30 protein-coding genes are annotated in these 26,104 nt (G+C 67.2%); 9 read left to right on the top strand and 21 right to left on the bottom strand.

What is annotated here, in order from left to right:
* Positions 1–18: 18 nt before the first annotated feature.
* The 16 genes from ABL838_RS14245 to ABL838_RS14170 all read right to left on the bottom strand — a co-directional run bounded on the left by ABL838_RS14245 (position 19) and on the right by ABL838_RS14170 (position 13,124).
* Positions 19–504 carry a rhodanese-like domain-containing protein gene (locus ABL838_RS14245; RefSeq protein WP_184638233.1) on the bottom strand — a complete coding sequence of 162 codons (486 nt, stop codon included), beginning with the start codon at positions 502–504 and terminating at the stop codon, positions 19–21.
* A 137-nt stretch (positions 505–641) separates the two neighbouring features.
* Positions 642–1,598: a TauD/TfdA dioxygenase family protein gene (locus tag ABL838_RS14240; protein WP_418125699.1), complete on the bottom strand. Its 957-nt coding sequence runs from the start codon at positions 1,596–1,598 to the stop codon at positions 642–644.
* A gap of 175 nt (positions 1,599–1,773) precedes the next feature.
* Positions 1,774–2,340, bottom strand: coding sequence for a hypothetical protein (locus ABL838_RS14235; protein WP_418125698.1), 567 nt, complete (start codon positions 2,338–2,340; stop codon positions 1,774–1,776).
* A 61-nt stretch (positions 2,341–2,401) separates the two neighbouring features.
* Positions 2,402–2,965, bottom strand: coding sequence for a hypothetical protein (locus tag ABL838_RS14230; protein ID WP_418125697.1), 564 nt, complete (start codon positions 2,963–2,965; stop codon positions 2,402–2,404).
* Positions 2,962–3,627 carry an N-acetylmuramoyl-L-alanine amidase gene (locus ABL838_RS14225; protein ID WP_418120285.1) on the bottom strand — a complete coding sequence of 222 codons (666 nt, stop codon included), beginning with the start codon at positions 3,625–3,627 and terminating at the stop codon, positions 2,962–2,964. Before ABL838_RS14225 ends, ABL838_RS14230 begins: the two co-directional genes overlap by 4 nt.
* Positions 3,628–3,896: 269 nt before the next feature.
* Complete coding sequence (locus tag ABL838_RS14220) at positions 3,897–4,112, bottom strand: TOBE domain-containing protein (RefSeq protein WP_007829250.1); 216 nt, start codon at positions 4,110–4,112, stop codon at positions 3,897–3,899.
* 64 nt (positions 4,113–4,176) lie between these two features.
* On the bottom strand, positions 4,177–4,773 hold the full coding sequence (locus tag ABL838_RS14215) for a malonic semialdehyde reductase (RefSeq protein WP_418125696.1): 597 nt from the start codon (positions 4,771–4,773) through the stop codon (positions 4,177–4,179).
* Between the two features lie 22 nt (positions 4,774–4,795).
* Entirely contained in the window at positions 4,796–6,085 is a 1,290-nt protein-coding gene (locus ABL838_RS14210) for an O-acetylhomoserine aminocarboxypropyltransferase/cysteine synthase family protein (protein ID WP_418125695.1), read from the bottom strand.
* 145 nt (positions 6,086–6,230) lie between these two features.
* Positions 6,231–7,076 carry an ATP-binding cassette domain-containing protein gene (locus ABL838_RS14205; protein ID WP_418120283.1) on the bottom strand — a complete coding sequence of 282 codons (846 nt, stop codon included), beginning with the start codon at positions 7,074–7,076 and terminating at the stop codon, positions 6,231–6,233.
* Between the two features lie 7 nt (positions 7,077–7,083).
* Entirely contained in the window at positions 7,084–8,058 is a 975-nt protein-coding gene (locus tag ABL838_RS14200) for an aliphatic sulfonate ABC transporter substrate-binding protein (protein WP_418125694.1), read from the bottom strand.
* A 10-nt stretch (positions 8,059–8,068) separates the two neighbouring features.
* The gene (gene ssuC / locus ABL838_RS14195) at positions 8,069–8,917 is read right to left on the bottom strand and encodes an aliphatic sulfonate ABC transporter permease SsuC (protein WP_418125693.1); all 849 of its coding nucleotides are present in this window, start codon (positions 8,915–8,917) and stop codon (positions 8,069–8,071) included.
* Positions 8,918–8,926: 9 nt separating this feature from the next.
* Entirely contained in the window at positions 8,927–10,096 is a 1,170-nt protein-coding gene (ssuD, locus tag ABL838_RS14190) for an FMNH2-dependent alkanesulfonate monooxygenase (protein ID WP_418125692.1), read from the bottom strand.
* Positions 10,096–11,052 (bottom strand): sulfonate ABC transporter substrate-binding protein, encoded by a 957-nt coding sequence (locus ABL838_RS14185; protein WP_184638253.1) that lies wholly within the window; start codon positions 11,050–11,052, stop codon positions 10,096–10,098. Before ABL838_RS14185 ends, ssuD begins: the two co-directional genes overlap by 1 nt.
* Positions 11,053–11,083: 31 nt before the next feature.
* Positions 11,084–11,221, bottom strand: a complete 138-nt coding sequence (locus tag ABL838_RS14180; RefSeq protein ID WP_165909539.1) for a hypothetical protein — start codon at positions 11,219–11,221, stop codon at positions 11,084–11,086.
* Between the two features lie 140 nt (positions 11,222–11,361).
* Complete coding sequence (gene ssuE / locus ABL838_RS14175) at positions 11,362–11,946, bottom strand: NADPH-dependent FMN reductase (RefSeq protein WP_126019337.1); 585 nt, start codon at positions 11,944–11,946, stop codon at positions 11,362–11,364.
* Between the two features lie 128 nt (positions 11,947–12,074).
* Positions 12,075–13,124: a sulfate ABC transporter substrate-binding protein gene (locus tag ABL838_RS14170; RefSeq protein WP_184638257.1), complete on the bottom strand. Its 1,050-nt coding sequence runs from the start codon at positions 13,122–13,124 to the stop codon at positions 12,075–12,077.
* Between the two features lie 166 nt (positions 13,125–13,290).
* On the opposite strand from ABL838_RS14170, the gene ABL838_RS14165 reads away from it, so the two are divergent.
* On the top strand, positions 13,291–13,566 hold the full coding sequence (locus tag ABL838_RS14165) for an oxidative damage protection protein (RefSeq protein WP_126019332.1): 276 nt from the start codon (positions 13,291–13,293) through the stop codon (positions 13,564–13,566).
* A 183-nt stretch (positions 13,567–13,749) separates the two neighbouring features.
* Positions 13,750–15,513, top strand: coding sequence for an FAD-dependent 5-carboxymethylaminomethyl-2-thiouridine(34) oxidoreductase MnmC (gene mnmC / locus ABL838_RS14160; RefSeq protein WP_418125864.1), 1,764 nt, complete (start codon positions 13,750–13,752; stop codon positions 15,511–15,513).
* 122 nt (positions 15,514–15,635) lie between these two features.
* Here mnmC and ABL838_RS14155 read toward each other — a convergent pair whose 3' ends face one another.
* Positions 15,636–15,971 carry an antibiotic biosynthesis monooxygenase family protein gene (locus ABL838_RS14155; protein ID WP_418125690.1) on the bottom strand — a complete coding sequence of 112 codons (336 nt, stop codon included), beginning with the start codon at positions 15,969–15,971 and terminating at the stop codon, positions 15,636–15,638.
* 132 nt (positions 15,972–16,103) lie between these two features.
* Between ABL838_RS14155 and ABL838_RS14150 the strand changes: the two genes are divergently transcribed.
* The gene (locus ABL838_RS14150; RefSeq protein ID WP_418120278.1) at positions 16,104–17,012 is read left to right on the top strand and encodes a transglutaminase family protein; all 909 of its coding nucleotides are present in this window, start codon (positions 16,104–16,106) and stop codon (positions 17,010–17,012) included.
* An 18-nt stretch (positions 17,013–17,030) separates the two neighbouring features.
* Here ABL838_RS14150 and ABL838_RS14145 read toward each other — a convergent pair whose 3' ends face one another.
* The 3 genes from ABL838_RS14145 to ABL838_RS14135 all read right to left on the bottom strand — a co-directional run bounded on the left by ABL838_RS14145 (position 17,031) and on the right by ABL838_RS14135 (position 20,267).
* The gene (locus tag ABL838_RS14145) at positions 17,031–17,963 is read right to left on the bottom strand and encodes a crotonase/enoyl-CoA hydratase family protein (RefSeq protein ID WP_418125688.1); all 933 of its coding nucleotides are present in this window, start codon (positions 17,961–17,963) and stop codon (positions 17,031–17,033) included.
* An 85-nt stretch (positions 17,964–18,048) separates the two neighbouring features.
* Positions 18,049–19,545: an ATP-binding protein gene (locus ABL838_RS14140; protein ID WP_418125686.1), complete on the bottom strand. Its 1,497-nt coding sequence runs from the start codon at positions 19,543–19,545 to the stop codon at positions 18,049–18,051.
* On the bottom strand, positions 19,542–20,267 hold the full coding sequence (locus ABL838_RS14135) for a response regulator transcription factor (RefSeq protein ID WP_184638267.1): 726 nt from the start codon (positions 20,265–20,267) through the stop codon (positions 19,542–19,544). The genes ABL838_RS14140 and ABL838_RS14135 overlap by 4 nt, the downstream gene beginning before the upstream one ends.
* A gap of 99 nt (positions 20,268–20,366) precedes the next feature.
* On the opposite strand from ABL838_RS14135, the gene ABL838_RS14130 reads away from it, so the two are divergent.
* The 4 genes from ABL838_RS14130 (at position 20,367) to msrA (ending at position 22,956) form a co-directional block, all read left to right on the top strand.
* Complete coding sequence (locus ABL838_RS14130; protein WP_418125685.1) at positions 20,367–21,011, top strand: cytochrome b/b6 domain-containing protein; 645 nt, start codon at positions 20,367–20,369, stop codon at positions 21,009–21,011.
* Positions 21,008–21,799, top strand: coding sequence for a molybdopterin-dependent oxidoreductase (locus tag ABL838_RS14125; RefSeq protein ID WP_418125684.1), 792 nt, complete (start codon positions 21,008–21,010; stop codon positions 21,797–21,799). The genes ABL838_RS14130 and ABL838_RS14125 overlap by 4 nt, the downstream gene beginning before the upstream one ends.
* A 104-nt stretch (positions 21,800–21,903) precedes the next feature.
* The gene (locus ABL838_RS14120; RefSeq protein WP_418125683.1) at positions 21,904–22,155 is read left to right on the top strand and encodes a pentapeptide MXKDX repeat protein; all 252 of its coding nucleotides are present in this window, start codon (positions 21,904–21,906) and stop codon (positions 22,153–22,155) included.
* A gap of 96 nt (positions 22,156–22,251) precedes the next feature.
* A complete protein-coding gene (msrA, locus tag ABL838_RS14115) occupies positions 22,252–22,956 on the top strand; it encodes a peptide-methionine (S)-S-oxide reductase MsrA (protein WP_418125682.1) in 705 nt (234 codons plus the stop codon).
* Positions 22,957–22,968: 12 nt separating this feature from the next.
* Here msrA and ABL838_RS14110 read toward each other — a convergent pair whose 3' ends face one another.
* Complete coding sequence (locus ABL838_RS14110) at positions 22,969–23,976, bottom strand: class I fructose-bisphosphate aldolase (RefSeq protein WP_418125681.1); 1,008 nt, start codon at positions 23,974–23,976, stop codon at positions 22,969–22,971.
* A gap of 170 nt (positions 23,977–24,146) precedes the next feature.
* Here ABL838_RS14110 and ABL838_RS14105 point away from each other — a divergent pair, with 170 nt between their 5' ends.
* Together ABL838_RS14105 and ABL838_RS14100 are read left to right on the top strand one after the other, a co-directional pair.
* On the top strand, positions 24,147–24,701 hold the full coding sequence (locus ABL838_RS14105; RefSeq protein ID WP_418125680.1) for a DUF2844 domain-containing protein: 555 nt from the start codon (positions 24,147–24,149) through the stop codon (positions 24,699–24,701).
* Between the two features lie 73 nt (positions 24,702–24,774).
* Positions 24,775–26,097 carry a DUF3443 family protein gene (locus ABL838_RS14100; RefSeq protein WP_418125679.1) on the top strand — a complete coding sequence of 441 codons (1,323 nt, stop codon included), beginning with the start codon at positions 24,775–24,777 and terminating at the stop codon, positions 26,095–26,097.
* The last annotated feature ends 7 nt before the right edge of the window (positions 26,098–26,104 follow it).

Here is a 26,104-nt window from a genome sequence, read left to right as displayed (position 1 = left end):
GTCGTGTGGGGTGCGGTCTCAGTCCTGCACCCACGGCAGCTTGTGGAAGCGCCAGCCGTCGGAGCCGCCGCGGTGCTGCTGCGCATCGATCTCGCCCTCGAAGCCTTCGAGCACGTTGAAGACGTTCGTGAAGCCGGCCTTTGCCGCAGCCTCGGCCGCCAGCGCGGAACGCTTGCCGCTGCGGCACAGCAGCAGCACGACGGCTTCCTTGCCGCCGTCCTTCGCGAGCCTGGCTTCGAGCTCGCGCACGAAGCGCGGATTGCGCGTGAGCGCCGTGCCCGTGGCCCAGGCCACGTGCTGGCTGCCGGGCACATGGCCGACGAACTTGCGCTCCTCGCCGGAGCGCACGTCGACCAGTACGGCCTGGCCGTTCTGTACCAGTTCCCAGGCTTTCTGCGGCGCGACGCCGCCCGCATAGGGCAGATTGCTGCCGGCGGCCCTGGCGCGCGCCTGTTCGAGTGCTTCGGGCAAGGCGATGACTTCTTCTTCAACTTCCACTGGCATGCTGTGAGGCTCCTGTTGTGCGTTGGATACGCCTTGGTGGCGATAACCACCACTGTAGGAGCCGGGCGCCGAAGCTCAAACAACCGAAAAGTCGATTTCTAACAACCAGCCGTTGTAAAGGATCGATTCAGGCGCGATCAGGCGACGGCTCCTTCAGCTTCGGCCGCGCGCACGGCCGGGGCCGTCAGGTCCACGCTCTTCGCACCGTCCACGCCATACGGCACGTCGCCCGCGATGGTCACCCGGCGCACCACGCGGTGCTGGTCGCCGTAGTCGTTGATCGCGTAGTGCTGCGTGGCACGGTTGTCCCAGATGGCGACGTCGCCCTGGGTCCAGCGCCAGCGCACCGTGTTCTCCAGCCGGTGCACATGGCTCTGGAGCACGTTCAGCAGATGGCCGGAATCGTGCGTGGAATGCCCGGCCAGCCGCTTCACGAAGTGGCCGAGCACGAGGCTGCGTTCGCCGGTCTCGGGGTGCACGCGCACAACCGGATGCTCGGCCTCGAGCAGGCGGCGAGTGAAGACATCGCGGTAGCGCTTCGTGCCCTCCTCGTCCAGATCGGCCGGTGAGCGCGTGGCGGCGTAGTCGTAGTCGTTGCCGTGGATGGCGCGCAGCCGGTCGGCCAGCGCCTTCAGATCGTCGGGCAGGCTCTCGTAGGCCGCCACCGTGTTGGCCCAGACCGTGTCGCCGCCATGGGCCGGGATCACCACCGCCCGCAGGATCGACACCTGCGGATAGGCGACCTCGAAGGTCACGTCCGTGTGCCACGAATTGGCGCGGCCGCCGTGGCGCGAGTCGAGCTCCAGCAGCCGTGTGCCGTCCCTCGAAGGCACGGTGGGATGCGGCACCAGTTCGCCCCACAAGCGTCCGAAGGCCTCCTGCTGTGCGTCGTCCAGATGCTGCTGGCCGCGGAAGAAGAGCACCTTGTGCTTCAGCAGCGCGGCCTTGATGGCGCCGAACACCTCGGGCTGAAGCGAGCCCGAAAGGCGCACGCCGCGCACCTCTGCACCAATGTGGCCGGCCTGGCGGACGATGTCGAGTTCGTGGTGGTGCACGGCTTGCGCGGGAATCGTGGAAGAAAGAATGGCGCTCATCGGAGGTCCTTTTTCGGGGGATCCGGAAGATTCTGCGAGGCGGCTGATGGGGGTGGAAGGAAGGTGTTTGCAGTTTCTAATGCGCTGTGCGACTAAGAGGGCCGCCGATGGAGGACTGGCAAAAGAAAACCCGCCGTGGCGGGTTTTCGGGGGAAGCCATGCTTCAGTCGATGCGTCAGGGCTTGTCGCGCTGAACTCGCGCCCAATTCAAGCGACGCGCTGCTTCGCTGGCGGAGAGCTGTCCCTCCGCCACCAGCCTCTTGAGCCTTCGCTCGTCTGCGCGGTTCAGTGCGTCTTTCAGGAGGGCCATCTTGCGTGTCCGGCAGGGGCTGCATTCGTAGAAGCTCGTGGACCCCGCGACAATATCCGCCTTTCGGTCGTACTCCGCCGTGCCGATTCGCCCAGTAGGCTCGATGCCCATGGCGAGCACCCGTCCATTCTTGAACGTAACGAGTGCCTCGCCCTCGCATCCCGTGGCATCCACCACTTGTTCAGGGTCGTAGCCTTTCCACGAAACTCTACGCATGTGCCGCAAGGCATAGCGAACATCCTCCTCCGTCAATACGACGTCGTCGCAGTTCAGGAAGTCCTTGTTTTCCCAGGCGATGTTCCGGTGCGAAGGATCCGTAATCTCCACTTTCTGCACATAAGCAATCGGGTATCGCTTGTCGGCGGCATCCGCTGAAACTCCCGCGGCGAGGAGCAGCGCCGCTGCGGTCATCAAGTTGATGGTCTTTTTCATAGTGTGTTGGTGCGATCAGCCCACTGCAGTGGGCCGTCAGAAAAACCGAGTTGACAGGCCCTCAGGGCTTGTCTCGCTCAGCCTTGCTCCTCTTCAGCCGGACTTCCGCCTCACCGGGAGGAATCCTGCCTTCCGCCTCAAGTCGCTTGAGCCGTCGCTCGTCCGCGCGATGCAGAGCATCTTTTAGAAGCGCCATCTTGCGTTGCCTGCACGGGTCGCATTCGTAGAAGCTCGGTGGACTCGCTGTGGGCTTCATCTTTGCGTCGAATTCCCCGGTACTGATTCGGCCGGTCGGCTCGATGCCCATCGCGAGGATTTTTCCGTTCTTGAACGTGACGAGCGTTTTTCCTTCACACCCTGTGGTATCCGTATTTTCCGGGTCGTAGGATTTCCACGAAATTCTGCGCATGTGCCGCAAGGCGTAGAAAACATCCTCTTCTGTCAGAACAACGTCGTCGCAGTCCAGAAAGTCTTTGTTCTCCCACGCGCTTCGATGCGAAGGGTGCGTGATTTCCACCTTCTGCACATAAGTGACCGGATAGCGCCCGTCGGCAGCGTGTACCGAGAATGCGGTTGCCGCCACAGCTAGCGCAGCGACAGTTATTGAGTTCTTGGTCCTGGTCATGGTTTGGGGGTGGACAGAGTCCAGTTCGCGCCTTGCGCCTCCGTCAGATTCTTCCTGCTGACAACGGGATGGCGAAATACCTCATCCGCAGCGATCTGCATCGACCCCTGGAGTGCGTTGACAAGCCACGAGAGGGATTGATTCTGAGCTGCGGTCGGCGTTTCAAATATGCCGTACTTGCCTCGTATCTTGTCGAGTGACCATGTTGCTTCTTCACCGAGCGCTTTGAACCCCGCGGGCAATTTGGCTCTTCCGACCAGTTCGATCCCTATAGCCTCCATATTGCTCGGATATCGATCGGCAGGCGCCTTGAGCATTTCAATGCGATGCATCTCGGCTGCGCCCACCTTTGCAGGGAAATCTCGCGGCTTGCATTTTTGGATCGCCAGACATCTTGCCTGCAACGGCCCCACATGATTCGTCCTCTGATAAATCGCCGCCGTCTGATAGATCGTTCCATCCTTGTCGATCAGAAAGTGCGCCCCGTTCGCCTTCGGCCGCTTGTAGCTGTTCAACGAAGACGCCGAAGTATCGGCGTCCGTCTGGTGCACGACGATGCCGGTGATCGCCCCGGCCCTCTTCCCTCGTTCGATCTGTGGACTGCGAGCACGTCTCACTCGCGCGTGGCTGATCATTCCATGTTCGTCAATCTCAACGAGCATGCGGTTCCTCCCTGAATATCTTTGATTGGTTAACGACTCTTCACGAGGCGTTTCCATGCATCGAAAAACGACACCGACCGCGCCTCGCGGCGCGCATGCTATGGCGATGCCCTTAAAGAAAATTCAGGTCACTGAAAGATCATGATGAATTCAGAAATTCAGCACGATCGATCAATCCACACTCGGTAAACCTCTGAAAACACAAACCCCACAAACGAAAAAACCCGGCGCCAATCGGCGCCGGGTCGTCGCAGATGCCCGAGGGTCCGTCAGAGCTTCGCGATCGAAACCTCGGTGGACTTCACGAGGGCAACCACGTCGGAGCCCACCTTCAGCTGCAGTTCGTCGACCGAGCGCGTGGTGATGACCGAGGTGACGATGCCCCAGGCGGTTTCGACGTCGACTTCGGAGACGACGTCGCCGCGGATGATTTCGCGGACCTTGCCCTTGAACTGGTTGCGGACGTTGATGGCTTGGATGGACATGATGGGTTCTCTTTCAGGTTGATGAGGGAATTCGTTGAGGAAAAGCACGGCGGACTGGCGGCGCTCAGACGATCTCGGCCACGTCGTCGAACGCCAGCCTCGGCCCGCGCTCGAAGGTGCCGGCGTGGTCGGCCACGCCGAGGTTGACGAGGAAGTTCGCGCGATAGCGGCCATCGGGGAAGAAGGCCTTGTCGACCAGATCGGCGTTGAAACCCGACTGCGGGCCCGCGTCGAGCCCGAGCGCTCGCGCGGCCAGGATCAGGTAAGCGCCCTGCAGGCTGCTGTTGCGGAAGGCCGTGGCCTGCGCGGCCTCGGCGCTCTTCTCGAAGAGCGGCTTGGCGTCGTAGGCCGGGAACTGGCTGGGCAGGTGCTCGTAGAAGCGCGTGTCCTGCGCCACGATCACCGTGACGCCTGCGGCCAGCGTCTGGGCGGTGTTTCCCGCCGACACGGCCGGCTTCAGCTTCGCCTTGGCCTCCTCGCTTCGCACGAACACGTAGCGTGCCGGCTGGGCGTTGAAGGCGGTCGGGCCCCACTTGAGGAGGTCGTACAGCTTGTGGATGAGCTCGTCGGTCACCGGCACGGGCTTGAACGCGTGCACGGTGCGGGCCTTGCGGAACAGCTGGTCCAGCGCGGCTTCGGGAATCGATAGCAGTGTGGTCATGGCTTCAGGAGAAAGCTTTGATTCAGTTCGATGCTGCCGCCAGCGCCTGGTCGAGGTCGGCGATCAGGTCGTCGATGTGCTCGATGCCGACTGACAGGCGCACCGTGGCCTCGGTCACGCCGGCCCTGGCCAGCTCCTCGGGCGAGAGCTGCCGGTGCGTGGTCGATGCGGGGTGCGTGGCCAGCGAGCGCACGTCGCCGATGTTGACCAGGCGCGTGAAGAGCTTCAGCGCGTCGAGGAACCTGGCGCCGCCCTCGCGCCCCGAGCCGATGCCGAAGGTCAGCACGCCGCTGGCCTTGCCGCCGAGGTACTTCTTCGCCAGCGCATGGTCGGGGTGGTCTTCGAGCGCCGCGTAGTTGACCCACTTCACCGCCTTGTGCGTCTTCAGGTGCTGCGCCACGCGCAGCGCGTTGTCGCTGATGCGGTCGACGCGCAGCGCGAGCGTCTCGATGCCCTGCAGGATCAGGAAGGCATTGAACGGCGAGATGGCCGCGCCCGTGTTGCGCAGCGGCACCACGCGCGCGCGGCCGATGTAGGCGGCCGGGCCCAGCGCGTCGGTGTAGACCACGCCGTGGTAGCTCACGTCGGGCTCGTTCAGGCGCTTGAAGCGCTGCTTGTGCTCCGCCCACGGGAACTTGCCCGAGTCGACGATGGCACCGCCGATGCTGGTGCCGTGGCCGCCCAGGTACTTGGTGAGCGAGTGCACCACGATGTCGGCGCCGTGCTCGATGGGCCGGCTCAGGTACGGCGAGGGCACCGTGTTGTCGACGATCAGCGGCACGCCGTTGCGGTGCGCGATCTCGGCGATGGCCGCGATGTCCGTCACGTTGCCCGCCGGGTTGCCGAGCGACTCGACGAACACGGCCTTGGTTCGCTCGTCGAAGAGCTTCTCGAAGCTCGACGGATCGCGGTGGTCCGCGAAGCGCGTGGTGATGCCGAACTGCGGCAGCGTGTGGGCGAACAGGTTGTAGGTGCCGCCGTAGAGCGCTGTGCTGCTAATGATGTTGTCGCCGGCTTCGGCGATGGTCTGGATCGCGTAGGTCACAGCCGCCTGCCCCGAGGCCAGCGCGAGCGCGGCAATGCCGCCTTCGAGCGCCGCCACGCGCTGCTCCAGCACGTCCTGTGTCGGGTTGTTGATGCGGGTGTAGATGTTGCCCGGCACCTTCAGGTCGAACAGGTCGGCGCCGTGCTGCGCGCTGTCGAAGGCGTAGGCCACCGTCTGGTAGATGGGCGGCGCCACGGCGCGGGTGGTCGGATCGGGCGAATAGCCGGCGTGGACCGACAGGGTTTCGAATTTCCAGTTCTGCGACATGCGGAATACCTTTCAGGGTTGAAGGAAAGAACGGGCTGACGGGTTCATCCAGGAATACCGCGGAACCGGCTCTGCCGGGCCGCTGGTATTGCCCCCGGCGAGGGGGTTGGCGGCCACACGAAGTGGGCAAGCCTGGGGGTGGACATCAAATCGCCCAGCGCAATGCGTGCGCGGGCGTGGCGAGCCAGCTGGCGTCGGTGCTCTCGGCTTCGGTCTCTCCGGACTTCTGCAGCACCCTGTCGAGGATTCGTTTTTCGATCGCGGCGAAGGCCGGGTCGCCCTGCGAGCGCGGACGGGCCAGCGCGATGTTCTCGTCGAGCGCGATGCGCCCGTCCTCGATCAGGATCACGCGGTCGGCCAGCGCAACGGCTTCCTGCACGTCGTGCGTCACCAGCAGCGCGGTGAAGCGGTGGCGCTGCCACAGGTTCTCGATGAGGCGGTGCATCTCGATGCGCGTCAACGCGTCGAGCGCGCCCAGCGGCTCGTCGAGCAGCAGCAGGCGCGGGTGGTGCACCAGCGCGCGCGCCAGGGCCACGCGCTGGCGCTGGCCGCCCGACAGGCGCGCCGGCCATTCGTTCTCGCGATCGGCCAGGCCGACCTGCGCCAGCACTTCCTTGCCGCGCGCCTTGGCGTCGTTCGGCAGCCCCAGCGTCACGTTGTCGAGCACGCGGCGCCATGGCAAGAGGCGCGCCTCCTGGAACATGATGCGGGTGTCGTCGTGCAGGCCGTTCACGGCCTTGCCGTCGGTGTAGAGGCCGCCGGAGCTCGGCTCCTCCAGGCCCGCGATAAGCCGCAGCAACGTGCTCTTGCCGCAACCGCTGCGCCCGACGATGGCGATGAACTGGCCCGGCTCGATGGTCAGGCGCGTGTTGCGCAGCACCTCGCGCGCGCCATATCGCTTGTGCAGGTTGCGCGCCTCGAGGCGCACGCCGCCCGCAACGCCTTCGTGCGAACGAGCCAGGGGTTGGATGTCTTTCAGTACGGCACTCATGGTTTCTTCAGACTCCGGGCTTGAACAGCGCCACGTTCAGCGCATCGATCTTTCTGGGCAGCAGCTTCTCGGTGAGGAAGGCATCGGCAATACGCTGCTGCTCGCCCAGCACCTCGGGCACCACCGGTCGCACCGCGTAACTGCGGCGGGCGTTGGCCTGCTCGATGGTGGCGGCGTCGAGGCCCCACACCGGCGACAGCAGCGTGGCCGCTTCCTTCGGGTTCTGCTTCACCCATCGGCCGGTCTTCTCCAGCTCGGCGTAGACCACGCGCAGCACGTCGGGCCGCGCCTTGGCGAACTTGCTGCTCGCGAGGTAGTAGCGCTGGTACGAGGCGATGCCTGCGCCGTCGGCCAGCACGCGTACCTTCGACTGGCGCTGGGCCGCGGCGAGAAACGGGTCCCACACCACCCAGGCGTCGATCGCGCCCTTCTCGAAGGCAGCGCGGCCGTCGGCGGGCGTGAGGTAGGCGGGCTCGATGTCCTTGAACGAGAGGCCGGCCTTGTCGAGCGCGGCGATCAGCAGGTAGTGCGCACCGGCCGCCTTCGCGAAGCCGATCTTCTTGCCCTTCAGGTCGGCGACGTTTTTCAGCGGCGAGTCTTCGCGCACCACGATGGCCTGCGCGGCGGGCGACGGCGCTTCCTGCGCGATGAAGGTCAGGTCGGCACCAGCCGCCTGCGCGAACACCGGTACGGTGTCGGCCACGTCGGCGCTGATGTCGAGGTTGTCGAGGTTCAGCGCCTCCAGCAGCGGCAAGCCGCTGGTGAACTCGTGCCAGCTCAGCGCGGCGTTGAGCGGTGCGAGTTGCTTCTCGAGCGTGCCCTGCGCCTTGAGCACGGCGATGAGCGTCGACGACTTCTGGTAGCCCAGGCGCACGGTGGCGGGCCGGGCGGCCACGCCCTGCGCGAGCACCGCGCCCGAGCCGAGCGCCGCGATCGTCGCGATGGCGGTGCGGCGGGAGATGGAGGCTGATGAATGCGTCATTCCCCTGCCCTCACTTCGCCTTCTTCTGGTAGCCGGGGTGCCAGCGCAGCCACCATTGCTCCAGACCGCGGGCGAACAGGTCGGCCAGCTTGCCGAGCAGCGCGTACAGCAGGATGCCCACCAGCACGATGTCGGTCTGCAGGAACTCGCGGGCGTTCATCGTGAGGTAGCCGATGCCGGCCTGCGCCGAGATCGTCTCGGCCACGATCAAAATCACCCACATCAGGCCCAGCGAGAAGCGCAGCCCCACGAGGATCGACGACAGCGCGCCCGGCAGGATCACCTCGCGGTACAGCTGCCAGCGCGACAGGCCGTAGGTGCGCCCCATCTCGATGAGTTGCGGATCGACGTTGCGGATGCCGTGGAAGGTGTTCAGGTAGATCGGGAAGAACACCGACACCGAGATGAGAAAGAGCTTGGCCGACTCGTCGATCCCGAACCACAGGATCACCAGCGGAATCAGCGCCAGCGCCGGGATGTTGCGCACCATCTGGATGGTGGAGTCGAGCAGCGTCTCGAAGAACTTCACCGAACCCGTGAGCAGCCCCAGCACCAGCCCCGCGCCGCCGCCGATGGCCAGCCCCGCGAGCGCCCGGCCCGCGCTGACCTTCACATGCGTCCACAGCTCGCCGGAGACCGTGAGGTTCCACGCTGCCTTCACCACGTCGACCGGCGCCGGCAGCACGCGCGTGCTGAGCCAGCCCAGCGACGAGGCGATCTGCCAGAAGACGATGAGCCCCACCGGCACCAGCCACGGCACCAGCCGCTTCGCGACGCTGACGGCGAAGGCCTTGAATGCGTTGTTGCCCGCGTTCTCCGCCGGCACCACCGCCGGCAGTTCCTGAACCTGTTCGGTCATGGCAGTCCTTCAACTTTGGGAGACGAGGCGCGAAGGCGCATCGAGATTGGCGACGACCTCGCCGAAAGGGCCGCTCAGCGAGCCGCCCGCCAGCCGTGTCTTCGCCCTGCGCGAGAGCAGCGGGAACACCAGCTCGGCGAAGCGGTAGGCCTCTTCGAGATGCGGGTAGCCCGACAGGATGAACTTATCCAGGCCCAGCGCCGCATATTCCTCGATGCGCGCCGCAACCGTCTTCGCATCGCCCACCAGCGCCGTGCCGGCACCACCGCGCACCAGGCCCACGCCGGCCCAGAGGTTCGGCGCGATTTCCAGCTCGGCGCGTGTGCGCTTGGCGCCGCCCGCGTGCAGCGCGGCCATGCGGCGTTGTCCTTCCGAATCCATGCGCGCGAAGGCGGCCTGCGCGCGGATCACGGTCTCGTCGTCCACGCGGCTGATGAGTTCCTCGGCGGCCTTCCAGGCGGCGTCTTCCGTCTCGCGCACGATCACATGCAGGCGGATGCCGAACTCGACCCGCCGGCCCTTGCGCTCGGCGCGCGCCCGCACGTCGGCGATCTTCTTCGCGACCTCGGCGGGCGGCTCGCCCCAGGTGAGGTAGGCATCGACCTGCTCCGCCGCCAGCTCGTGCGCAGCCGCCGAAGAGCCGCCGAACCACACTTGCGGATACGGCTTCTGCACCGGCGGGTAGAGCAGCTTCGCGCCCTTCACGCTCAGGTGCTTGCCCTCGTAGTCGAAGGCCTGCCCGTCGTGGCTACGCGCGATGATCTCGCGCCAGATGCGGATGAACTCGGCCGACTGCTCGTAGCGCGAGGCATGGTCCAGGTACACGCCATCGCCTTCGAGCTCGGCCTGGTCGCCGCCCGTCACGAGGTTGACGAGCAGGCGCCCGCCCGAGAGCCTGTCGAAGGTCGCTGCCATGCGCGCGGCCAGGCTGGGCTGGTGCAGCCCGGGGCGCACCGCCACCAGGAACTTGAGCTTCTTCGTCGCGCCGATCAGGCTGGAGGCGATGACCCACGGGTCTTCGCAGGAGCGGCCCGTCGGTATCAGCACGCCCTCGTAGCCGAGGTTGTCGGCCGCGCCGGCGATCTGCTGCAGGTAGGCCAGGTCGATCGGGCGCGCGCCCTCGCTGGTGCCGAGGTAGCGGGCGTCGCCGTGCGTGGGGAGGAACCAGAAGATCTGCATCACGCGACTCCCGCGCCGGCCGCTTCGAGCACGTTGATCCTCTTCGGGATCAGCTTCAGCTCGAAGAAGGTGTCGGCGATCTTCTGCTGCTCGGCCAGGATGGCCTTGGTGATGGGCGTGGTGCCGTACGCCGAACGGTTTACCGACAGTTCGGCCACGGGCTTGGGCAGGCCCCAGAGAGCGGCGAGCTCACCGGCCAGCTCGCCCTTGTTCGAGGCGCCCCATGCGTCCACCTTGTTGAGTTCCTCGATCGCGATGGACAGCACGTCGGCATTCTTCGCCACGTAGTCCAGCGACGAGAAGTAGTAGGCGCGGTTGCCGACCACGCCCGTGGCATCGGCGAGCACGCGTGCGTCGAGCGATTTTTCGGCGGCGGCCAGGAAGGGGTCCCAGATCACCCAGGCATCGACCGAGCCCTTCTCGAAGGCCGCGCGCGCGTCGGCAGGCGGCAGGTAGACCAGGTTCAGGTCGGCGTAGGAGAGGCCGTGCTTCTCGAACAGCTTGACGATGAAGTAATGGACGTTCGAGCCCTTGTTGAGCGCGATCTTCTTGCCCTTCAGTTCGGTCACCGTCTTGATGGCCGAGCCCTTGGGCACCAGCACCGCTTCGGACTGCGGACGCTGCACGGTCGCGCCCACGTAGGCCAGCGGCGCGCCGGCGGCCTGCGCGAAGATCGGCGGCGCCTCGCCCACGTCGCCGAAGTCGATGGAGCCGACGTTCAGCGCCTCGAGCTGCACGGGGCCGGCGGTGAACTCGGTCCACTTCACGCTCACGCCCAGCGGCGCGAGGCGCTTCTCGAGCGTGCCGCGGCCCTTGAGCAGCGTGAGGTAGCCCTTCTGGTGGCCGATGCGGAACTGGCGCGCCGGCGACTGCGCCAGTACACCGAACGAAGGCAGCGCAATGGCAGCGGCAACGCCCTGCAGCAGGCGGCGGCGGGGTGCGGAGATCAGTGTCATGAGAAGGCTTTCGACTGTGTTGGCCGCGCGCTCAGGCAGCGGCGATGAAGCTCACGATCAGCGCGACGGCGCTGACGACGATCACGCTCGCGGCCAGGTCGCCCAGCGCATGCCAGAGGGAGCGCGGGGTCGTGTCGAGCACGGAGTCTTCGGTGGCAACGGGAGTCATGCGTGGGTTCCTTGGTGTTGCGAAACGAAAGGCAAAGGCTGTCCCGCACCGCGCACAGGCGGTGTTCAAAAAGGGAAGCGGGATGACCGGAGGAAGAGTTCCGAAAAAGCCGGGCTCGCGCTGGCGCGCGGCCCGTGCTTTCAGACGCTACATCGCACGCGCGAGAACGGCACCGGCTCGAAGCCGTGCGTCGCCGGCAGCTTCAGGCCCTCGGTGGCCAGTACCTCGACGGCCTCGTTGAGTCGTTCGGCCAGGTCGTTGTGCACCTGGTAGGCGTTCTCGGGCGTCAGCGCGATCTGCGATTCGCTGGCGTAAACGCCCGGAAGGATGTGGCGCGCCGACAGCGACTGCAGCACGGGCCGCAGCGCGTAGTCGAGCGCGAGCATGTGGTGCGGGCTCCCGCCGGTGGCCAGCGGCAGCACCGTCTTGCCCTTGAGCGCGTTCTGCGAAAGCAGGTCGAGAAAAACCTTGAGCAGGCCGCTGTAGGCCGCCTTGTAGACCGGCGTGGCCACCACGATCACGCGGGCCGCCGCCACCTGGGCGATGGCGCGCTCGATGGCCGGATGGTTCCACTCGGCCAGGAGCAGCGCCTGCGCCGGCAGTTCGCGAACGGCGAGCCGCTCGATCCGCGCATGGCGCCGGGCCAGCCGCTCGCCCACCGCGTCGAGCAAGGCGGTGGAACGGGACGGGGCCGTCGGGCTACCGGCAATCAGGAGAACGGACACGGAAAACCTCAGTTCGATGAAAAAAAGCGCGAATTCGCGGGGCCGCCGCGCACGGCCGCCCGAAGCGGCCGGCCCGCCCTCCGGCAGGGGGTGGGCGAAGCGACACGAAGTGCGCGCGGCCGGGGGGGTTACTTTTGTTTCGCTGTGTAGATCTGGTCGAAGGAGCCGCCGTCGGCGAAGTGCTCCTTGTCGGCCTTCGCCCAGCCGCCGAAGGCTTGGTCGATGGTCACCAGCGTGAGCTTGGGGAACTGCTTGTCGTACTTGGCCTTGGCCTTCTCGGAGGTCGGGCGGTAGAAGTTGCGGCCCGCGATGTCCTGGCCTTCGTCGGAGTACAGGTACTTCAGGTACTCCTCGGCGACGGCGCGCGTGCCCTTCTTGTCGACGACCTTGTCGACCACCGACACGCTGGGCTCGGCCAGGATGGAGATCGACGGCACCACGATCTCGAACTTCTCGGGGCCGAATTCCTTCAGCGCCAGGAAGGCTTCGTTCTCCCAGGCCAGCAGCACGTCGCCCACGCCGCGCTGCACGAAGGTGATGGTCGCGCCGCGCGCGCCGGTGTCGAGCACGGGCACGTTCTTGAACAGGTTGCCGATGTATTCCTTGGCCTTCGCGTCGCCGCCGTACTTGCGCTTGGCGAACTCCCACGCAGCCAGGTAGTTCCAGCGGGCGCCGCCCGAGGTCTTGGGGTTCGGGGTGATCACCTGCACGCCGGGCTTGACCAGGTCGTCCCAGTCCTTCAGGCCCTTGGGGTTGCCCTTCTTCACCAGGAACACGATGGTCGAGGTGTAGGGCGCGGAGTTGTGCGGCAGGCGCTTCTGCCAGTCGGCCTTGACCAAGCCGCCGTGCGAAACCAGCGCGTCGATGTCGCCGCCCAGCGCCAGCGTGGCCACGTCGGCGTCGATGCCGTCGATGATCGAGCGGGCCTGCTTGCCCGAGCCGCCGTGCGACTGCTTGACCGTCACGTCCTGGCCGGTCTTGGCCTTCCAGTACTTGGCGAAAGCCTGGTTGTAGTCCACGTAGAGCTCGCGTGTCGGGTCGTACGACACATTCAGCAGCGTCACGGGGCCCTTGGCCGCCGCGGCGCCCTGCGCGAACGTCGGCAACGCCGACAGGGCCATGGCACCGGCCACGCCGGCACCCAGGGAAAGCTTGATAAAGTCGCGGCGAAGGCTCATGGTGTCTTGCTCTGAAAATGCATATCGATGAAGCTGCGTATTCTCAATACGACATATAGAAACTGGAACGACCAAGTTTTCAGTTCTAAATAGCCAAATCAACTAAGCAGCCCTTTCCCGCTTTTTTTCCCGTATCCCCACTTTTCCCGTTCAAAAGGCAACAGAAATGGCACGCATGGTTCAGTGCATCAAGCTCGGCAAAGAAGCCGAAGGTCTCGACTTCCCGCCCTACCCCGGCGAGTTGGGCAAGCGGATCTGGGAAAGCGTCAGCAAGGAAGCCTGGGCTGCCTGGCTGAAGCAGCAGACCATGCTGGTCAACGAAAACCGCCTGAACCTTGCCGATCTGCGCGCCCGCCAGTACCTGGCGCGGCAGATGGAAAAGCACTTCTTCGGCGAAGGCGCCGACGTGGCCCAGGGCTACGTTCCCCCATCTGCCCCCTGACGGTCACCCCTGCGATTGCCGCCCACCTCTTCTTCGGGAAACACTGCAGAACCGGCTTCGCCGGGCTGCAGGTGTTGCCCCCTCGAAGGGGGTGGGCGAAGCGACACGAAGTACGCGAAGCCTGGGGGTGAGCCTGTTACCTGGCGCGCCGACGGCGTTCCCCGGAGCGAACGCTTCGACGACATTTATCACACCGAAACCGGCGCACTGGCCCAGTCGCGCCATGTTTTCCTCGGCGGCTGCGGCCTGCCCGAGGCCTGGGGCGGGCAGCCCCAATGGCGGATTCTCGAAACCGGCTTCGGCCTGGGCCTCAATTTCCTGACAACCTGGCAGGCGTGGCGCGCCGATCCGGCACGGCCTCGGCTGCTGCACTTCGTCTCGGTCGAGGCCCATCCGGTCTCGGCCGGGGATCTGGTGCGCGCGGCCGGGGCGTACCCCGAACTCGCTCCGCTGGCCGGTGAACTGGCCGCACAGTGGAACGGCCTGCTACCGGGCTTCCACCGGCTGACTCTCGACGAGGGCCGCGTGATGCTCACCCTGTGCGTCGGCGACGTGCAGCCCATGCTGCGCGCCCAGCGCTTCGAGGCCGACAGCATCTTCCTGGACGGCTTCAGCCCGCAGCAGAACCCGGCGATGTGGTCGGCGGACACGCTCAAGGCGGTGTCGCGCTTCGCCCGCCAGGGCACACGCATCGCCACCTGGACCATCGCGCGGGCGATCCGCGATGCGCTCGCGCAGCAAGGCTTCGCCGTCGAGAAGCGACCCGGCCTGCCGCCCAAGCGCGACTGCCTGCGCGGCACCTTCGCCCCCGCCTGGACCGTGCGCCGCCGCGAACCCGCGCCGGAGCGCGTCGAGGCGCCGGGCCGCTGTGCCGTCATCGGCGCGGGCCTCGCGGGTGCAGCCGTGGCGGCCAGCCTGGCGCGGCGCGGCTGGCAGGTGACGGTGCTCGACGCTGCCGACTGGCCCGCATCCGGCGCCTCGGGGCTGCCGGTGGGCATGCTCGCGCCGCATGTATCGCCCGACGACGCCCTGCTCTCGCGGCTCACGCGCGCCGGCATCCGTGCGACCTGGATCGAACTGGCACGGCTGCTCGAAGAAGGCCGGGACTGGCGCGCCAGCGGCGTGCTGGAGCGCCGGCCCGATGGCGATGTCCGCGTGCCCGCCGGCTGGAGCAGCCAGGGGCCGAACGAATCGTGGCCTGCCGATAGCGACGAGCTGTCGGCGGCCGGCCTGCCCGCCGGCACTCCCGCGATCTGGCATGCGCGGGCGGCCTGGGTGAAGCCGCAGCGGCTGATTGCCGCCTGGCTGCGCCAGCCGGGCATCGAGTTCCGCGGCCGTTGCCGGGTGGAACGGCTGGAGCGCCATGCAGACGGCTGGCAACTGTTCGACGCGGCCGGCGAGCTGCTGACCGAAGCGGATCGCATCGTGATCTGTGCCGGCTTGGAATCGGGCCGCTTCGCTCCCGCGCTCCCCTTGCAGCCAGTGCGCGGACAGGTCGCCTGGGGCCCGATGCCCGACGACAGCGCCCTGCTACCCACGACGCCGGTCAACGGCGACGGTCATCTGGTCGCTCACGTCCCCGGCGAGCACGGCGATGCGGCGATGTGGCTGGCCGGTGCCACCTTCGATCGCGACAGCACCAGCCTCGACCCCACCGAGGCGGACAGCAACGCAAACCGCGAGCGCCTCGAGCGTCTGCACCCGGACGCCGCTAGGGCGTTGGCCGGCGGCGAGAGCCACACATGGGTCGGCGTTCGATGCGCTTCGGGCGACCGGCGCCCTCTTGCAGGCCCGGTCGATGCTGGCCTCTGGACCTGCACAGCCCTGGGCTCGCGCGGCCTGAGCTTCGCGGCCCTGTGCGCCGAGCTGCTCGCCGCGCAGTGGCATGCCGAACCGCTGCCCCTGCCCGCCACGCTGGCCAAGGCGCTCGGCACTCAGCGGCTCTGAGAATCAGCCCGTCGCCGGGGTCACGCCCAGCAGGCCACCATGGCGCCCGGGAAGATGCCGATCGCCGGCCCGCCGAGCACCTGCAAAGGGCCGAAGGCTTCGGGCAACGGTTGCCTGCCTGACTACCCGGCGCTGTGCACCGAGGGCGCCAGTATGTGGTCGATGCGGCTGTCCCCGTAGGTGCGCAGCACTTCGGAGATCACCACCTTGTAGCCGTCGAGCCAGTTCGCCTGCGCGGCCTTGGCCTGCTGGTGCGCGGGGTGGCTGATCAGCGCCTGCAGGCTGTCGAGCGAATCCCAGTAGTAGACGTTCGACACGAGCCCGTTGCCCGGGTTTTCCCACGTCTCCTCGCCCAGGTAGCCGGGCAGCGACCTGGCGGCTGCGGCGATGGTCTGGTCGAGGCGGTGGAACTCGTCGTCGAACTGCTTCTTGGCGAAGATGAAGGTGGCGCAGTACATGGCGGGCCGGAATCTCCTGGGTGGCGCAACGGATGTGCGAGCCGGACGGTCGAATGGACGGGCGCCGATTCTGCGGCATCGACGCCCGTGCGTTCCACACTTTTGCCGCGCGAAGGCACGAGAATGCGGCGCATGGCCACCCAGTACGACATCAGGCACACCACCGTCTACCGCTACAACCAGCCGGTCAGCTTCGGCCTGCACCGGGTGATGTTCCGCCCGCGCGACAGCCACGACCTGCGCGTGCTGGCCACCGACCTGCAGGTGAGCCCGGAGGCGAACACGCGGCTCATCCAGGACCCGTACTCCAACTCCGTCGCGCTGGTGCAGCCACTGGGCGAAGCCACCGAGCTGCGCATCGTGTGCTCCTTCACCATCGAGCACGTGCCGCCGTCGCAGCGCGACCTGTTCACACTCGATCCGTCCGCGGAATTCCTGCCCTTCGCCTACTCGGTGCAGGAGCGGCTCGACCTGGAGCACTACCTGCGCCCGCACCACGACGACGACGAGCAAGGTACGCTGATCCGCTGGGCCCACCAGTTCCTGCAGGCCGACAAGCCCAACAGCACGCGCGAGGTGCTCACGCGCATGAACGCGCACATCGGCCGGAGCTTCGAATACAAGGCGCGCGACGAGGAAGGCACCCAGACGCCGCTGGAAACGCTGGCGCTGGGCAGCGGCAGCTGCCGCGACTACGCGCTGCTGATGATGGAAGCCACGCGCCGCCTGGGTATCGCGACCCGCTTCGTCTCGGGCTACCTCTACGACGCGGCACTCGACACCGCCGCGCGGGCTCAGGGCGAGCCCGACTCGATGACCGGCGCCGGCACCACGCACGCCTGGCTGCAGGCCTACCTGCCGGGCGTGGGCTGGCTCGCCTTCGACCCCACCAACAACCTCATGGGCAGCGGCCAGCTGATCCGCGTGGGCGTGGCACGCGACCCTTCGCTGGCGGCGCCGATCTCGGGCAGCTGGTTCGGCGACCCCGAGGCCTACGAGGGACTCGAGGCCACGGTGGTCGTCACGCGCCGCGAGGGCTGAGCGCCGCGGCAGCGGTGCTCAACCGCGCGCCGCCACCTTCGCTTCAAGTTCGGCGATACGCGCCCTCGCCTCGTCGCCTTCCGGAATCGGCCGGCCGCTGTCGCGCCACTGCACCGCACTCTTGAAGCCTTCGGCCTCCGCCTGCCGCCTGAACCACATGCCCTCGGGGTTGTGGCGCGTGATGCCGTCGAACACGGTGGCGAACATCTGGCTCTGCTCCAGGCCCATCGAATGCCAGACCTGGTTGACGACCAGCTTGTGCATCATGAGATGCGAGCTCGGCACGCCCGCGATGCGCTGCGCGAGCTGCATCGTGGCGTCTTCGAGCCGCTCAGCCGGCACCGAGAAATTGGCCAGCCCCCATTCGGCTGCCTGCGTGCCGGTGATGGTGTCGCCGGTGAACATGAGCTGCTTGGCGCGCATGGCGCCGAGGCGGTAGGTCCACATCGCGGTGGTCGGGCAGCCCCACACGCGCGTGGGCATGTAGCCGATGCGCGCATCGTCGGCCATGGTCAGCAGGTCGCAGCACAGCGCGATGTCGCTGCCGCCGGCCACCGCGTAGCCGTGTACCTTGGCGATGGTGGGCTTGCGGCTGCGCCACAGGGCCATGAAGTCGTCGGTGTTGCGCTTCATGGCGGCGTAGTCGAGCATCGGGTCCCAGGGCGTCTTTTCCTGCCGGCAGGGGTGGTCGCCCTGGTCGCCGTCACCCTGGCGGCCATGGCCTTCGGCGTAATCGCCCAGGTCGTAGCCGGCGCAGAAGGCACGGCCTGCGCCCTCGACCACGATCACGTGCACCTCGTCGTCGGCCTCGGCCCATTCGACCGCGCGGCGTATCTCGGCGGGCGTGGTCTCGCCGATGGCGTTGAGCTTGTCGGGCCGGTTGAGAACCAGGCGCGCGATGCGCGGGTGCTGCGGGTCCTTGTCGATCAGGACGGTTTCGAAGGCTGGCATGACGGGCTGTCTCCTTGTGTTGAGGGGCGGTCGCGCTGCTTTTTTAGCATCGACCGCCTCGCACGCCCAGCCCCGGAAAGAGCCTTCAGCCCGCTGTTGCCCCACCCAGCTGGAAGCGGAAGACCGCGCCCTTGTCGGCCTGCTGCACCAGCCGGATGTCGCTGCCGTGCAGCTGCAGGATGCGCTTGACGATCACCAGCCCCAGCCCGCCGCTGCTCGCCGTGCCGTCGGCGCGCGAGCCGCTCATGAACACCGGGCGCGTGAAGATCGCCTTCTGCAGCTCGCCCGGAATGCCCGGCCCCGTGTCGCTCACCTGCACCGTCACGCCGCCGTTCTCAGCACGCAGCTGCACCACGATCTCGCCGCCCTCGGGCGTGTGGCGGATCGCGTTGTCCAGCAGGTTGGTCAGCACGCGCTCGATCATGCCGAGATCGGCCGACACCACCGGCAGGCCGGGCGCGATGTCGGGCTTCAGGCGCTGGTGCCTTGCTTCTGCCGCCAGTTCGAACTTCTGGAACACGTCCTGCACCAGGTCGGCCAGCGCGAAGCTTTCCTTCTCGGGCTTGACCACGCCGTATTCGAGCCGCGCCAGTTCGAAGGCCTCCTGCGCCAGCCGGCCGACCTTGCGGCTCTGGCCGAGGGCGATTTCGAGATAGCGCCGCCGCTCCGCCTCGTCGAGCGTGCCGGCCTTGAGCAGCAGCGTTTCGAGGTAGCCATGCAGCGAGGTGAGCGGCGTGCGCAGGTCGTGCGAGATGTTGGCGAAGAGCTCGCGGCGCTGCTGGTCCTGCAAGGTCAGCTCGCGCCATTGTTCGGCGATGCGCTTCGTCATCTGTGCAAAGGCCTGGCCCAGCTGGGCGATCTCGTCGCTGCCGCGCGAAAGCCGCTCCAGCGTGGGCGCCTCGCCTTCGAGCGATGCGATGCCTTCGGTCTCGAAGCGCTTCACCGCCGCCGTCAGCTCGCGCAGCGGCCGCGTGATGAGCCGGAATGCCGCCAGCCCCGCAAGCAGCCCGAGCAGCGCCACCAGCCCCATCGCCCACAGCGTGGTGCGCAGCACGTTGTCGGCCGCCACGTTGGCGACCAGCGCGTCGTGGTCCTCGCCCTGGAGCACCACATAGACATAGCCCGCGTCGCGCCCGCCCATCTGCAGCGGCGCGGCGCTGAATACCTTGGCGCCGGTCGGGCTGCGCGGGTCGTCCCCCGCGATGGGCAGCGGTGCGCCCGAGAGCAGCTTGCGGACCGGTCCCAGGTCGACCCTGTCGCGCTTCAGGTGTCCCGGCGGCGCGGCCTGCGCCTCGATGCGGCCGTCCAGCCCGAGCAGGTAGACCTCCACGCTGGGGTTGACGGCCATCAGCTTGTCGAACAGGTCCTTCACCGCCGCCTGGTCGAGCCCTCCGGGCTTCATGAGTTCGGAGTTTTCGGCGATGTGCGCCGCCAGCCCGAGCGAGAGGCGCTGCACCACTTCCTGCTCGTGCATGCCGTTGGAGCGAACCTGCAGCCACACCGACGCGCCGCAGCACACCAGCAGCAGCACTGCGAACACGGCCGACAGCCGCCGCGAAAGCGTGGCCCAGGCCATCGTCATGCGGCCTCCTCCGCGCTGCCGGTGGCCGAGAGCTTGTAGCCGCGCCCCCACACGGTGAGGATGCGCTTCGGCTGCGTGGGGTCGGCCTCCACCTTGGTGCGCAGCCGGTTGATGTGGGTGTTGACGGTGTGCTCGTAGCCGTCGTGCTGGTAGCCCCAGACCTGGTTGAGCAGGTCGAGCCGCGAGAACACCTTGCCGGGGTTGCGCGCGAAGAAGTACAGCAGGTCGAACTCGCGCGGCGTGAGCTCCACCGGCTTGCCGTCCACCCGCACTTCGCGCGCCAGCGGCTCGATGTCGAGGTTGCCCAGCGTGAGGCTGCCCGAGTCCATGCGTGCGTTGCGCGCCATCGCGTCAGTGCGCCGCAGCAGCGCCTTCACGCGCGCCACCAGCTCCAGCACCGAGAAGGGCTTGGCCAGGTAGTCGTCGGCCCCCAGCTCCAGGCCGAGGATGCGATGCACCTCGCTCGAGCGGGCGCTGATGATGATGATCGGCGTGTAGCGCGCCATCGCGCGGGCGCGGCGGCAGATCTCGAGGCCGTCGATGCCGGGCAGCATCAGGTCGAGCACCAGCGCGTCCCAGTTGCCGCGCTCCAGCTCGCGCAGGCCGGCGTGGCCGTCGGCGGCGTGCTCGATGGCATAGCCCTCGTCGCGCAGGTGCATGCGCAGCAGTTCGGCAATGTGGGCGTCGTCCTCGACGATCAGCACGCGCTTGGGAGTGTCCATGGTGGCGCCATTGTCCCGCCATCCGGCCGGCGGAGTTATCACGATTAATTGAACTTTGCGTGATGAATCGGCCATGGGGTGCGCCGAACAATCCGCCCCATGAACAGCACGACAGCCACCGCCCCCATCCCCGCCACGGCCACGGCCGGGCCGGTACATCCGCTGTGGATGCGCATCTCGCACTGGCTCAACGCGCTGGCCGTGGTGATCCTGGTCGCCAGCGGCTGGCGCATCTACGACGCCTCGCCTTTCTTCCCCTTCACCATCCCGACCGTGGTCACGCTAGGCGGCTGGCTCGGCGGCGCCCTGCAATGGCACTTTGCGGCGATGTGGCTGCTGGTGGCCAACGGCCTGTTCTACCTGTTCATGAACATCGCCACCGGCAGGCTGGCCACGAAGTTCTTTCCGCTGACGCCGCGCGGCGTGCTGCACGACGCACTGGCCGCGCTCAAGGGCAGGCTCTCGCACGCCGACCCGCGCCACTACAACAGCGTGCAGAAGCTGGCCTACCTGTTCGTGATGCTCGACCTGATCGTGATCATGCTCTCGGGCCTGGTGCTGTGGAAGTCGGTGCAGTTCCCGGTGCTGCGCGAGCTGATGGGCGGCTACGAGTCGGCGCGCCGCGTGCACTTCTTCGGCATGGCCGCGATCGTCGCCTTCGTCGTCGTGCACCTCGTGATGGTGGCCCTGGTGCCCCGCACGCTCCTCACCATGATCCGCGGCCGCGCCGCCAAAGCCCGATGAAGATATTCAAAGCCCCCACCCTGAGCGGCATCGACGGCGACGCCGTGCTGCGCGAAGCCCGCACGCTGATCTCGAAGAAGCTCGACGAGCCCTCGCGCCGCGTCTTCCTGCAGCGCTCGCTCACCCTCGGCGGCCTTTCGCTGCTCACCGGCTGCAGCATCAGCGACAACGCGCAGGTGGAGGCCGCGCTCACGAAAATCTCCCGCTTCAACGACAAGGTGCAGGGCCTGATCTTCAGCCCCACGCAGCTCGCGCCGACCTACACGGAGGCCGAGATCACCCGCCCCTTTCCCTTCAACGCCTACTACGGCGAGGACGAGGTGCGCGAGGTGGAAGAAGCCGGCTATCGCCTCGAAGTGACCGGCATGGTCGCCGACAGGCACGCCTGGACGCTGGCCGAACTGCGCGCCATGCCGCAGCAGGAGCAGATCACGCGGCATATCTGCGTGGAGGGCTGGAGCGCCATCGGCCGATGGGGCGGCGTGCGCTTCGCCGACTTCCTGCGCCACATCGGCGCCGACCTCACGGCCAAGTACGTCGGCTTCAAGTGCGCCGACGACTACTACACCAGCATCGACATGCCCACCGCCCTGCATCCGCAGACGCTGCTCGCGCTGAGCTACGACGGGCAGCCGCTGCCGCCGAAGTACGGCTTTCCGATGAAGCTGCGCATGCCCACCAAGCTTGGCTACAAGAACCCGAAGCACATCAAGGCGATGTTCGTCACCAACACCTATTCCGGTGGCTACTGGGAAGACCAGGGCTACAACTGGTTCGGAGGGAGCTGAGGGGCCGACAGCCACTCGACTGCCGAAGAAAGCGAAAGGCGGAGTTCCACCGGAACCGAGCCGACATTGAAGACCCAACCTCAACTCACTCAGGAAGACGCCAAATGAACAAGCTCACCGCAACCCTTCTCGCCACCTGCATGGCCTTCGCCGGCGCCTCGGCCTTTGCCGCCGACGAAATGGCGAAGGACGGCATGGCCAAGGACTCGATGTCCAAGGACGGCATGAAGAAGGATTCGATGGCCAAGGACTCCATGTCGAAAGACGCGATGAAGAAGGACTCGATGGCGAAGGACTCCATGTCCAAGGACGCCATGAAGAAGGACGCCATGGGCAAGGACGAGATGAAGAAGTAGGCGCCCCGCCGCGCTGCCGCCCCACAGCGCTACCGCATCACCATTGACGCCGGGGCGATTCGGCGTCAATGTCACATCCCTCAAGGAATCCGCACCATGAAGAAATCCTTCGCACTCACCGCCGGCACGCTGGCTGCCGCAGTCCTCGTCTGGCAGGCGGCGCCCTCCTTCGCAGAAACCGCCCGCCGCGTGCCCGCGCCCACCGCCGACCTGGCCGCGGCACCGGGCACGAAGACCGAAACCGCCGTGTTCGCCGGTGGCTGCTTCTGGGGCGTTCAGGGCGTGTTCCAGCGCGTCAAGGGCGTGAGCAACGCCGTGTCGGGCTATGCCGGCGGCGAGGCGAAGACCGCCCGCTACGACGAAGTCGGCTCGGGCCGCACGGGGCATGCCGAGTCGGTGCGCATCACCTACGACCCGCAGCAGGTCAGCTACGGCAAGCTGCTGCAGATCTATTTCTCGGTGGCGCACGACCCTACCGAGCTCAACCGCCAGGGGCCGGACACCGGCACCCAATACCGCTCCACCGTGTTCGCGGAGAACGCCGAGCAGGCCCGCATCGCCAACGCCTACATCGCGCAGCTCAACCAGGCGAAGACCTTCGGCAAGCCGCTGGCCACCACGGTCGAGCTGTCGAAGCCCTTCTACGCGGCCGAGGACTACCACCAGGACTACCTGACGCTGCACCCGAGCCAGCCCTACATCGCGATCAACGACATGCCGAAGATCGACGACCTGAAGAAGCTCTTCCCCGAAAGCTACAAGGCCACGCCTTCACTGGTGAAGGCGGCCAAGGCAGGCTGAGCGGGCGCCAGGTCATTCCTTGTATTCGCCGCGGCGCGCGGCCCGGTTGGCGCTGGTGCGCTCCACCAGCGCCTGCTGGGCAGTCGCCACATTGGCCGCATCGCCCTTCCATGCATCGAGCGCTGGCTGCTGCACCGCGCGGGAGAACGAGAAGGTCAGCGCCCATGGCAGGCGCGATTTGTAGCGACGATTCATTTCGTTGAGCCGCGCCGACGCCAACTGCGCCGGCTGGCCGCCCGAGAGAAATGCCACGCCGGGCACCACGGCCGGCACGGTGCGCAGCAGGCACTGCACAGTCGCCTCTGCCACTGCCTCGACGGAATCCTGCACGGCAGCCTTCAGCCCCGGCAGCACCATGTTGGGCTTCAGCAGCATGCCGTCGAGCAGGACGCCCTGTGCGCGCAATTCAACGAAGGTGCGGTGCAGAACCTCCTCGGTGACCTCTGCGCAGCGCGCGAGCGAATGGTCGCCGTCCATCAGCACCTCGGGCTCGACGATAGGCACCAGCGCGGTCTCCTGGCACAGCGCGGCATAGCGCGCCAGTGCATGTGCGTTGACACGTATGCAGGCGCGGCTCGGCAGGCCGTCACCGATGGCGATCACGCCGCGCCACTTGGCGAAGCGCGCGCCCATCGTGGCGTATTCGGCAAGGCGCTCGCGCAGGCCGTCGAGCCCTTCGGTGACGGTCTCGCCGGGGTGGCCGGCCATCGGCTTGGCGCCCGTGTCGACCTTGATGCCGGGAATGATGCCGGCGTCGGCCAGCGCCTTCGCAAAGGGCTGGCCTGCGTTGGTCTTCTGCCGGATCGTCTCGTCGAAAAGGATCGCGCCAGAGATGCTGTCGGCCAGGCCCGGCGCGGTGACGATCAGCTCTCGCCAGTCGCGCCTCGCAGCCTCCGTCTGCGGTATGCCGAGTGCGGCGAAGCGCTTGTTGCAGGTGGCGTTGCTCTCGTCCATCGCGAGCAGGCCCTTATCGTCCGCGACGAGCGCGCGGGCGGTGTCGATCAGTGTTCGTTCGGTCATGCGGGGCACCTCTCTGGCGGGCATGGTACGCCCGTGCCGCTCACTCGTTAACACCGCGAACCTGATCGCTGGCCGACTTGGCGCTCCTGCCTGTGCGGCCCGCCGGGTCTTTATCAAGCCGACGCTGGCCGGCAGTAATCTGCGCGCGGTCGGGACGGAAAGGAAACTGAATGGAACGTGGGTCACGAGAGTGCAATGCGCGCGGCGCCGGAAGGGCATCGATGCGGGCGGCCCTGGCGCTGGCTGCGTCTTTGTTCGCCACGCCTTTCGCGTTCGCCGAATTAGGCGGCGCGCCCACGCTGGCGCCGGGCCAGCGGATCGACATGGTGTCGCGCAAGGCGGCCGCTGCCGAAGCGACCGGTGCCGCAGCCAAGACGGAATCCGCCACCGGCTGGAGCACACGGGAAAGCACGTCCGACGATGGCCTGGTCCAGCGCGAGTACCTGACGGCCGACGGCACGGTGTTCGCCGTCGCGTGGCGCGGGCCGCGCCGACCGGAACTCTCGGTGCTGCTTGGCACGCGCTACGCCAGGCAGATGGCCGACAACGCCCGGGCGCAGCGCCAGCTTGGCAGGGGCTCCCACGCCACGACGTCGCAACACGACGAGGACTTCGCGGTCCATGCCTCGTCGCACCAGCGGCTGTCGGCCGGCGTCGCCTGGCTGCCGCGGATGCTGCCCGCGGGAGTCGACCCCGACTCGCTGGCCATCGCGCAAGGCTCCTGATCGTTTCAACTCATCTTCGCCCTTCGTGCCCATGGACTCACGACAAGCAGGCAACCGGCGCGCAGCCGGTGCCATGAACCTCCTTCGCGCCGTGGCTTGTGCCGCGAGCCTGCTGGGCCTTGCTGCCTGCGGTGGCGGTGGCGGCGGCGGAGGCGGTGGTGGCGCATTGCCGATCGGGCTCCTGCCCACTTCGACGCCGGCCGCGGGAAGCTCCGCGCCGGCGCCTGCTCCGGCGCCCAGTACTCCCCCCGCCACCGCCGCGTCGAGTTCGCAGAATTCGATGCCGCTCACCGTGTCCAACGGCACCGATTCAAGCGGCGTCAACCTGCCGCAGGTGAGCATCAGGCTCTGCGCACCGGGAACCGGCACCTGCCAGACCATCGACAACGTGCTGGTCGACACCGGCTCCACCGGCATCCGCATCGCCGCCGACGCCCTGAACTCGGCGATGAAGTCGGCCCTGCCCCAGGAAGCCGTGAACGGAGCGCCGCTGAACGCCTGCGCCCAGTTCCTCGACGGCTACACATGGGGAACGATGCGCGTCGCCGACGTCACGCTCGGGCCGAAGTCCGCCAGCGCGCAGCCGCTGCAGATCGTGGGCGATCTGAACTCCGGCAACGTGCCCGCCGCATGCTCGGACAACAACACGCTGCAGCCCGAGAACACTCCGGACAAACTCGGTACGAACGGCATCATCGGCGTCGCCGCGGTTCTCCAGGACTGCGGCGCGGCATGCGCGCAGCAGGCCATTCCGGCCACCTACTACACCTGCGCCGCCGGCGCGTCGTGCCAGGGGACCACGGTTCCGCTCGCGATGCAGGCCCAGAACGTGGTCGCCAATTTCGCGCAGGACAACAACGGCGTCGTGCTCGGCCTGCCGGCGATCTCATCGGCCGGCCAAGGCGTGACCGTCGGCACGCTCTACTTCGGCGTGGCGACGCAAGGCAACAACGCCATGAGCGGAGCCACGGTGCTGAAAACCGACTCGCGCACGCTCAGCGTTTCGGTCAGCTACAAGAACACCAGCTTTCCCGACAGCTTCCTGGACAGCGGGTCGAACTTCTTCTTTCTCAACGATTCCACGATCGCCCAGTGCGCGAGCAATGGCACGTTCAAGGGCTTCTACTGCCCTGCGAGCACACTGGCCCTCAGCGCCAGCTTCACGGCTGCGACGGGCCCGGCGCTGAGCCAGAGCTTCGCGATCGCGAGCGCGCAATCGCTCTTCACCGGCAATCCAGGCGTCGTGGCGGTCGACAACATCGCCGCCGCGAGTTCGGGCACCAGCGCGATCGACTTCGGCCTTCCGTTCTTCTACGGCAGGCTGGTCGCGGTGCTCAATGAAGGCCAATCCGCGCTGGGCCAGCAAGGGCCGTTCACCGCGCTGGCGATGCCCTGACGAAACA

This window comes from Variovorax sp. 160MFSha2.1, from assembly GCF_048305075.1.
In the GTDB taxonomy this organism is placed as follows: domain Bacteria; phylum Pseudomonadota; class Gammaproteobacteria; order Burkholderiales; family Burkholderiaceae_C; genus Variovorax; species Variovorax guangxiensis.
Note: the sequence above shows the minus strand (reverse complement) of the source record. Positions and strands in the feature narration are given on the sequence as shown.

Bases quoted from the DNA above. Each gene is read 5' to 3' on its own strand.
- ABL838_RS14220 (WP_007829250.1), bottom strand. From the start codon at position 4,112: ATGTCCATCCAAGCCATCAACGTCCGCAACCAGTTCAAGGGCAAGGTC.
- ABL838_RS14225 (WP_418120285.1), bottom strand. From the start codon at position 3,627: ATGCTCGTTGAGATTGACGAACATGGAATGATCAGCCACGCGCGAGTG.
- ABL838_RS14210 (WP_418125695.1), bottom strand. From the start codon at position 6,085: ATGTCGCAGAACTGGAAATTCGAAACCCTGTCGGTCCACGCCGGCTAT.
- ssuC (WP_418125693.1), bottom strand. From the start codon at position 8,917: ATGACCGAACAGGTTCAGGAACTGCCGGCGGTGGTGCCGGCGGAGAAC.
- ABL838_RS14110 (WP_418125681.1), bottom strand. From the start codon at position 23,976: ATGACCGAACGAACACTGATCGACACCGCCCGCGCGCTCGTCGCGGAC.
- ABL838_RS14140 (WP_418125686.1), bottom strand. From the start codon at position 19,545: ATGACGATGGCCTGGGCCACGCTTTCGCGGCGGCTGTCGGCCGTGTTC.
- ABL838_RS14240 (WP_418125699.1), bottom strand. From the start codon at position 1,598: ATGAGCGCCATTCTTTCTTCCACGATTCCCGCGCAAGCCGTGCACCAC.
- ABL838_RS14100 (WP_418125679.1), top strand. From the start codon at position 24,775: ATGAACCTCCTTCGCGCCGTGGCTTGTGCCGCGAGCCTGCTGGGCCTT.
- ABL838_RS14165 (WP_126019332.1), top strand. From the start codon at position 13,291: ATGGCACGCATGGTTCAGTGCATCAAGCTCGGCAAAGAAGCCGAAGGT.
- ABL838_RS14245 (WP_184638233.1), bottom strand. From the start codon at position 504: ATGCCAGTGGAAGTTGAAGAAGAAGTCATCGCCTTGCCCGAAGCACTC.
- ABL838_RS14105 (WP_418125680.1), top strand. From the start codon at position 24,147: ATGGAACGTGGGTCACGAGAGTGCAATGCGCGCGGCGCCGGAAGGGCA.
- ABL838_RS14135 (WP_184638267.1), bottom strand. From the start codon at position 20,267: ATGGACACTCCCAAGCGCGTGCTGATCGTCGAGGACGACGCCCACATT.
- ABL838_RS14185 (WP_184638253.1), bottom strand. From the start codon at position 11,052: ATGACACTGATCTCCGCACCCCGCCGCCGCCTGCTGCAGGGCGTTGCC.
- ABL838_RS14215 (WP_418125696.1), bottom strand. From the start codon at position 4,773: ATGACCACACTGCTATCGATTCCCGAAGCCGCGCTGGACCAGCTGTTC.
- ABL838_RS14230 (WP_418125697.1), bottom strand. From the start codon at position 2,965: ATGACCAGGACCAAGAACTCAATAACTGTCGCTGCGCTAGCTGTGGCG.
- ABL838_RS14205 (WP_418120283.1), bottom strand. From the start codon at position 7,076: ATGAGTGCCGTACTGAAAGACATCCAACCCCTGGCTCGTTCGCACGAA.
- ABL838_RS14130 (WP_418125685.1), top strand. From the start codon at position 20,367: ATGAACAGCACGACAGCCACCGCCCCCATCCCCGCCACGGCCACGGCC.
- msrA (WP_418125682.1), top strand. From the start codon at position 22,252: ATGAAGAAATCCTTCGCACTCACCGCCGGCACGCTGGCTGCCGCAGTC.
- ssuD (WP_418125692.1), bottom strand. From the start codon at position 10,096: ATGCAGATCTTCTGGTTCCTCCCCACGCACGGCGACGCCCGCTACCTC.
- ABL838_RS14155 (WP_418125690.1), bottom strand. From the start codon at position 15,971: ATGTACTGCGCCACCTTCATCTTCGCCAAGAAGCAGTTCGACGACGAG.
- ABL838_RS14170 (WP_184638257.1), bottom strand. From the start codon at position 13,124: ATGAGCCTTCGCCGCGACTTTATCAAGCTTTCCCTGGGTGCCGGCGTG.
- ABL838_RS14235 (WP_418125698.1), bottom strand. From the start codon at position 2,340: ATGAAAAAGACCATCAACTTGATGACCGCAGCGGCGCTGCTCCTCGCC.
- ABL838_RS14150 (WP_418120278.1), top strand. From the start codon at position 16,104: ATGGCCACCCAGTACGACATCAGGCACACCACCGTCTACCGCTACAAC.
- ABL838_RS14125 (WP_418125684.1), top strand. From the start codon at position 21,008: ATGAAGATATTCAAAGCCCCCACCCTGAGCGGCATCGACGGCGACGCC.
- ABL838_RS14180 (WP_165909539.1), bottom strand. From the start codon at position 11,221: ATGACTCCCGTTGCCACCGAAGACTCCGTGCTCGACACGACCCCGCGC.
- ABL838_RS14145 (WP_418125688.1), bottom strand. From the start codon at position 17,963: ATGCCAGCCTTCGAAACCGTCCTGATCGACAAGGACCCGCAGCACCCG.
- ABL838_RS14120 (WP_418125683.1), top strand. From the start codon at position 21,904: ATGAACAAGCTCACCGCAACCCTTCTCGCCACCTGCATGGCCTTCGCC.
- ABL838_RS14200 (WP_418125694.1), bottom strand. From the start codon at position 8,058: ATGACGCATTCATCAGCCTCCATCTCCCGCCGCACCGCCATCGCGACG.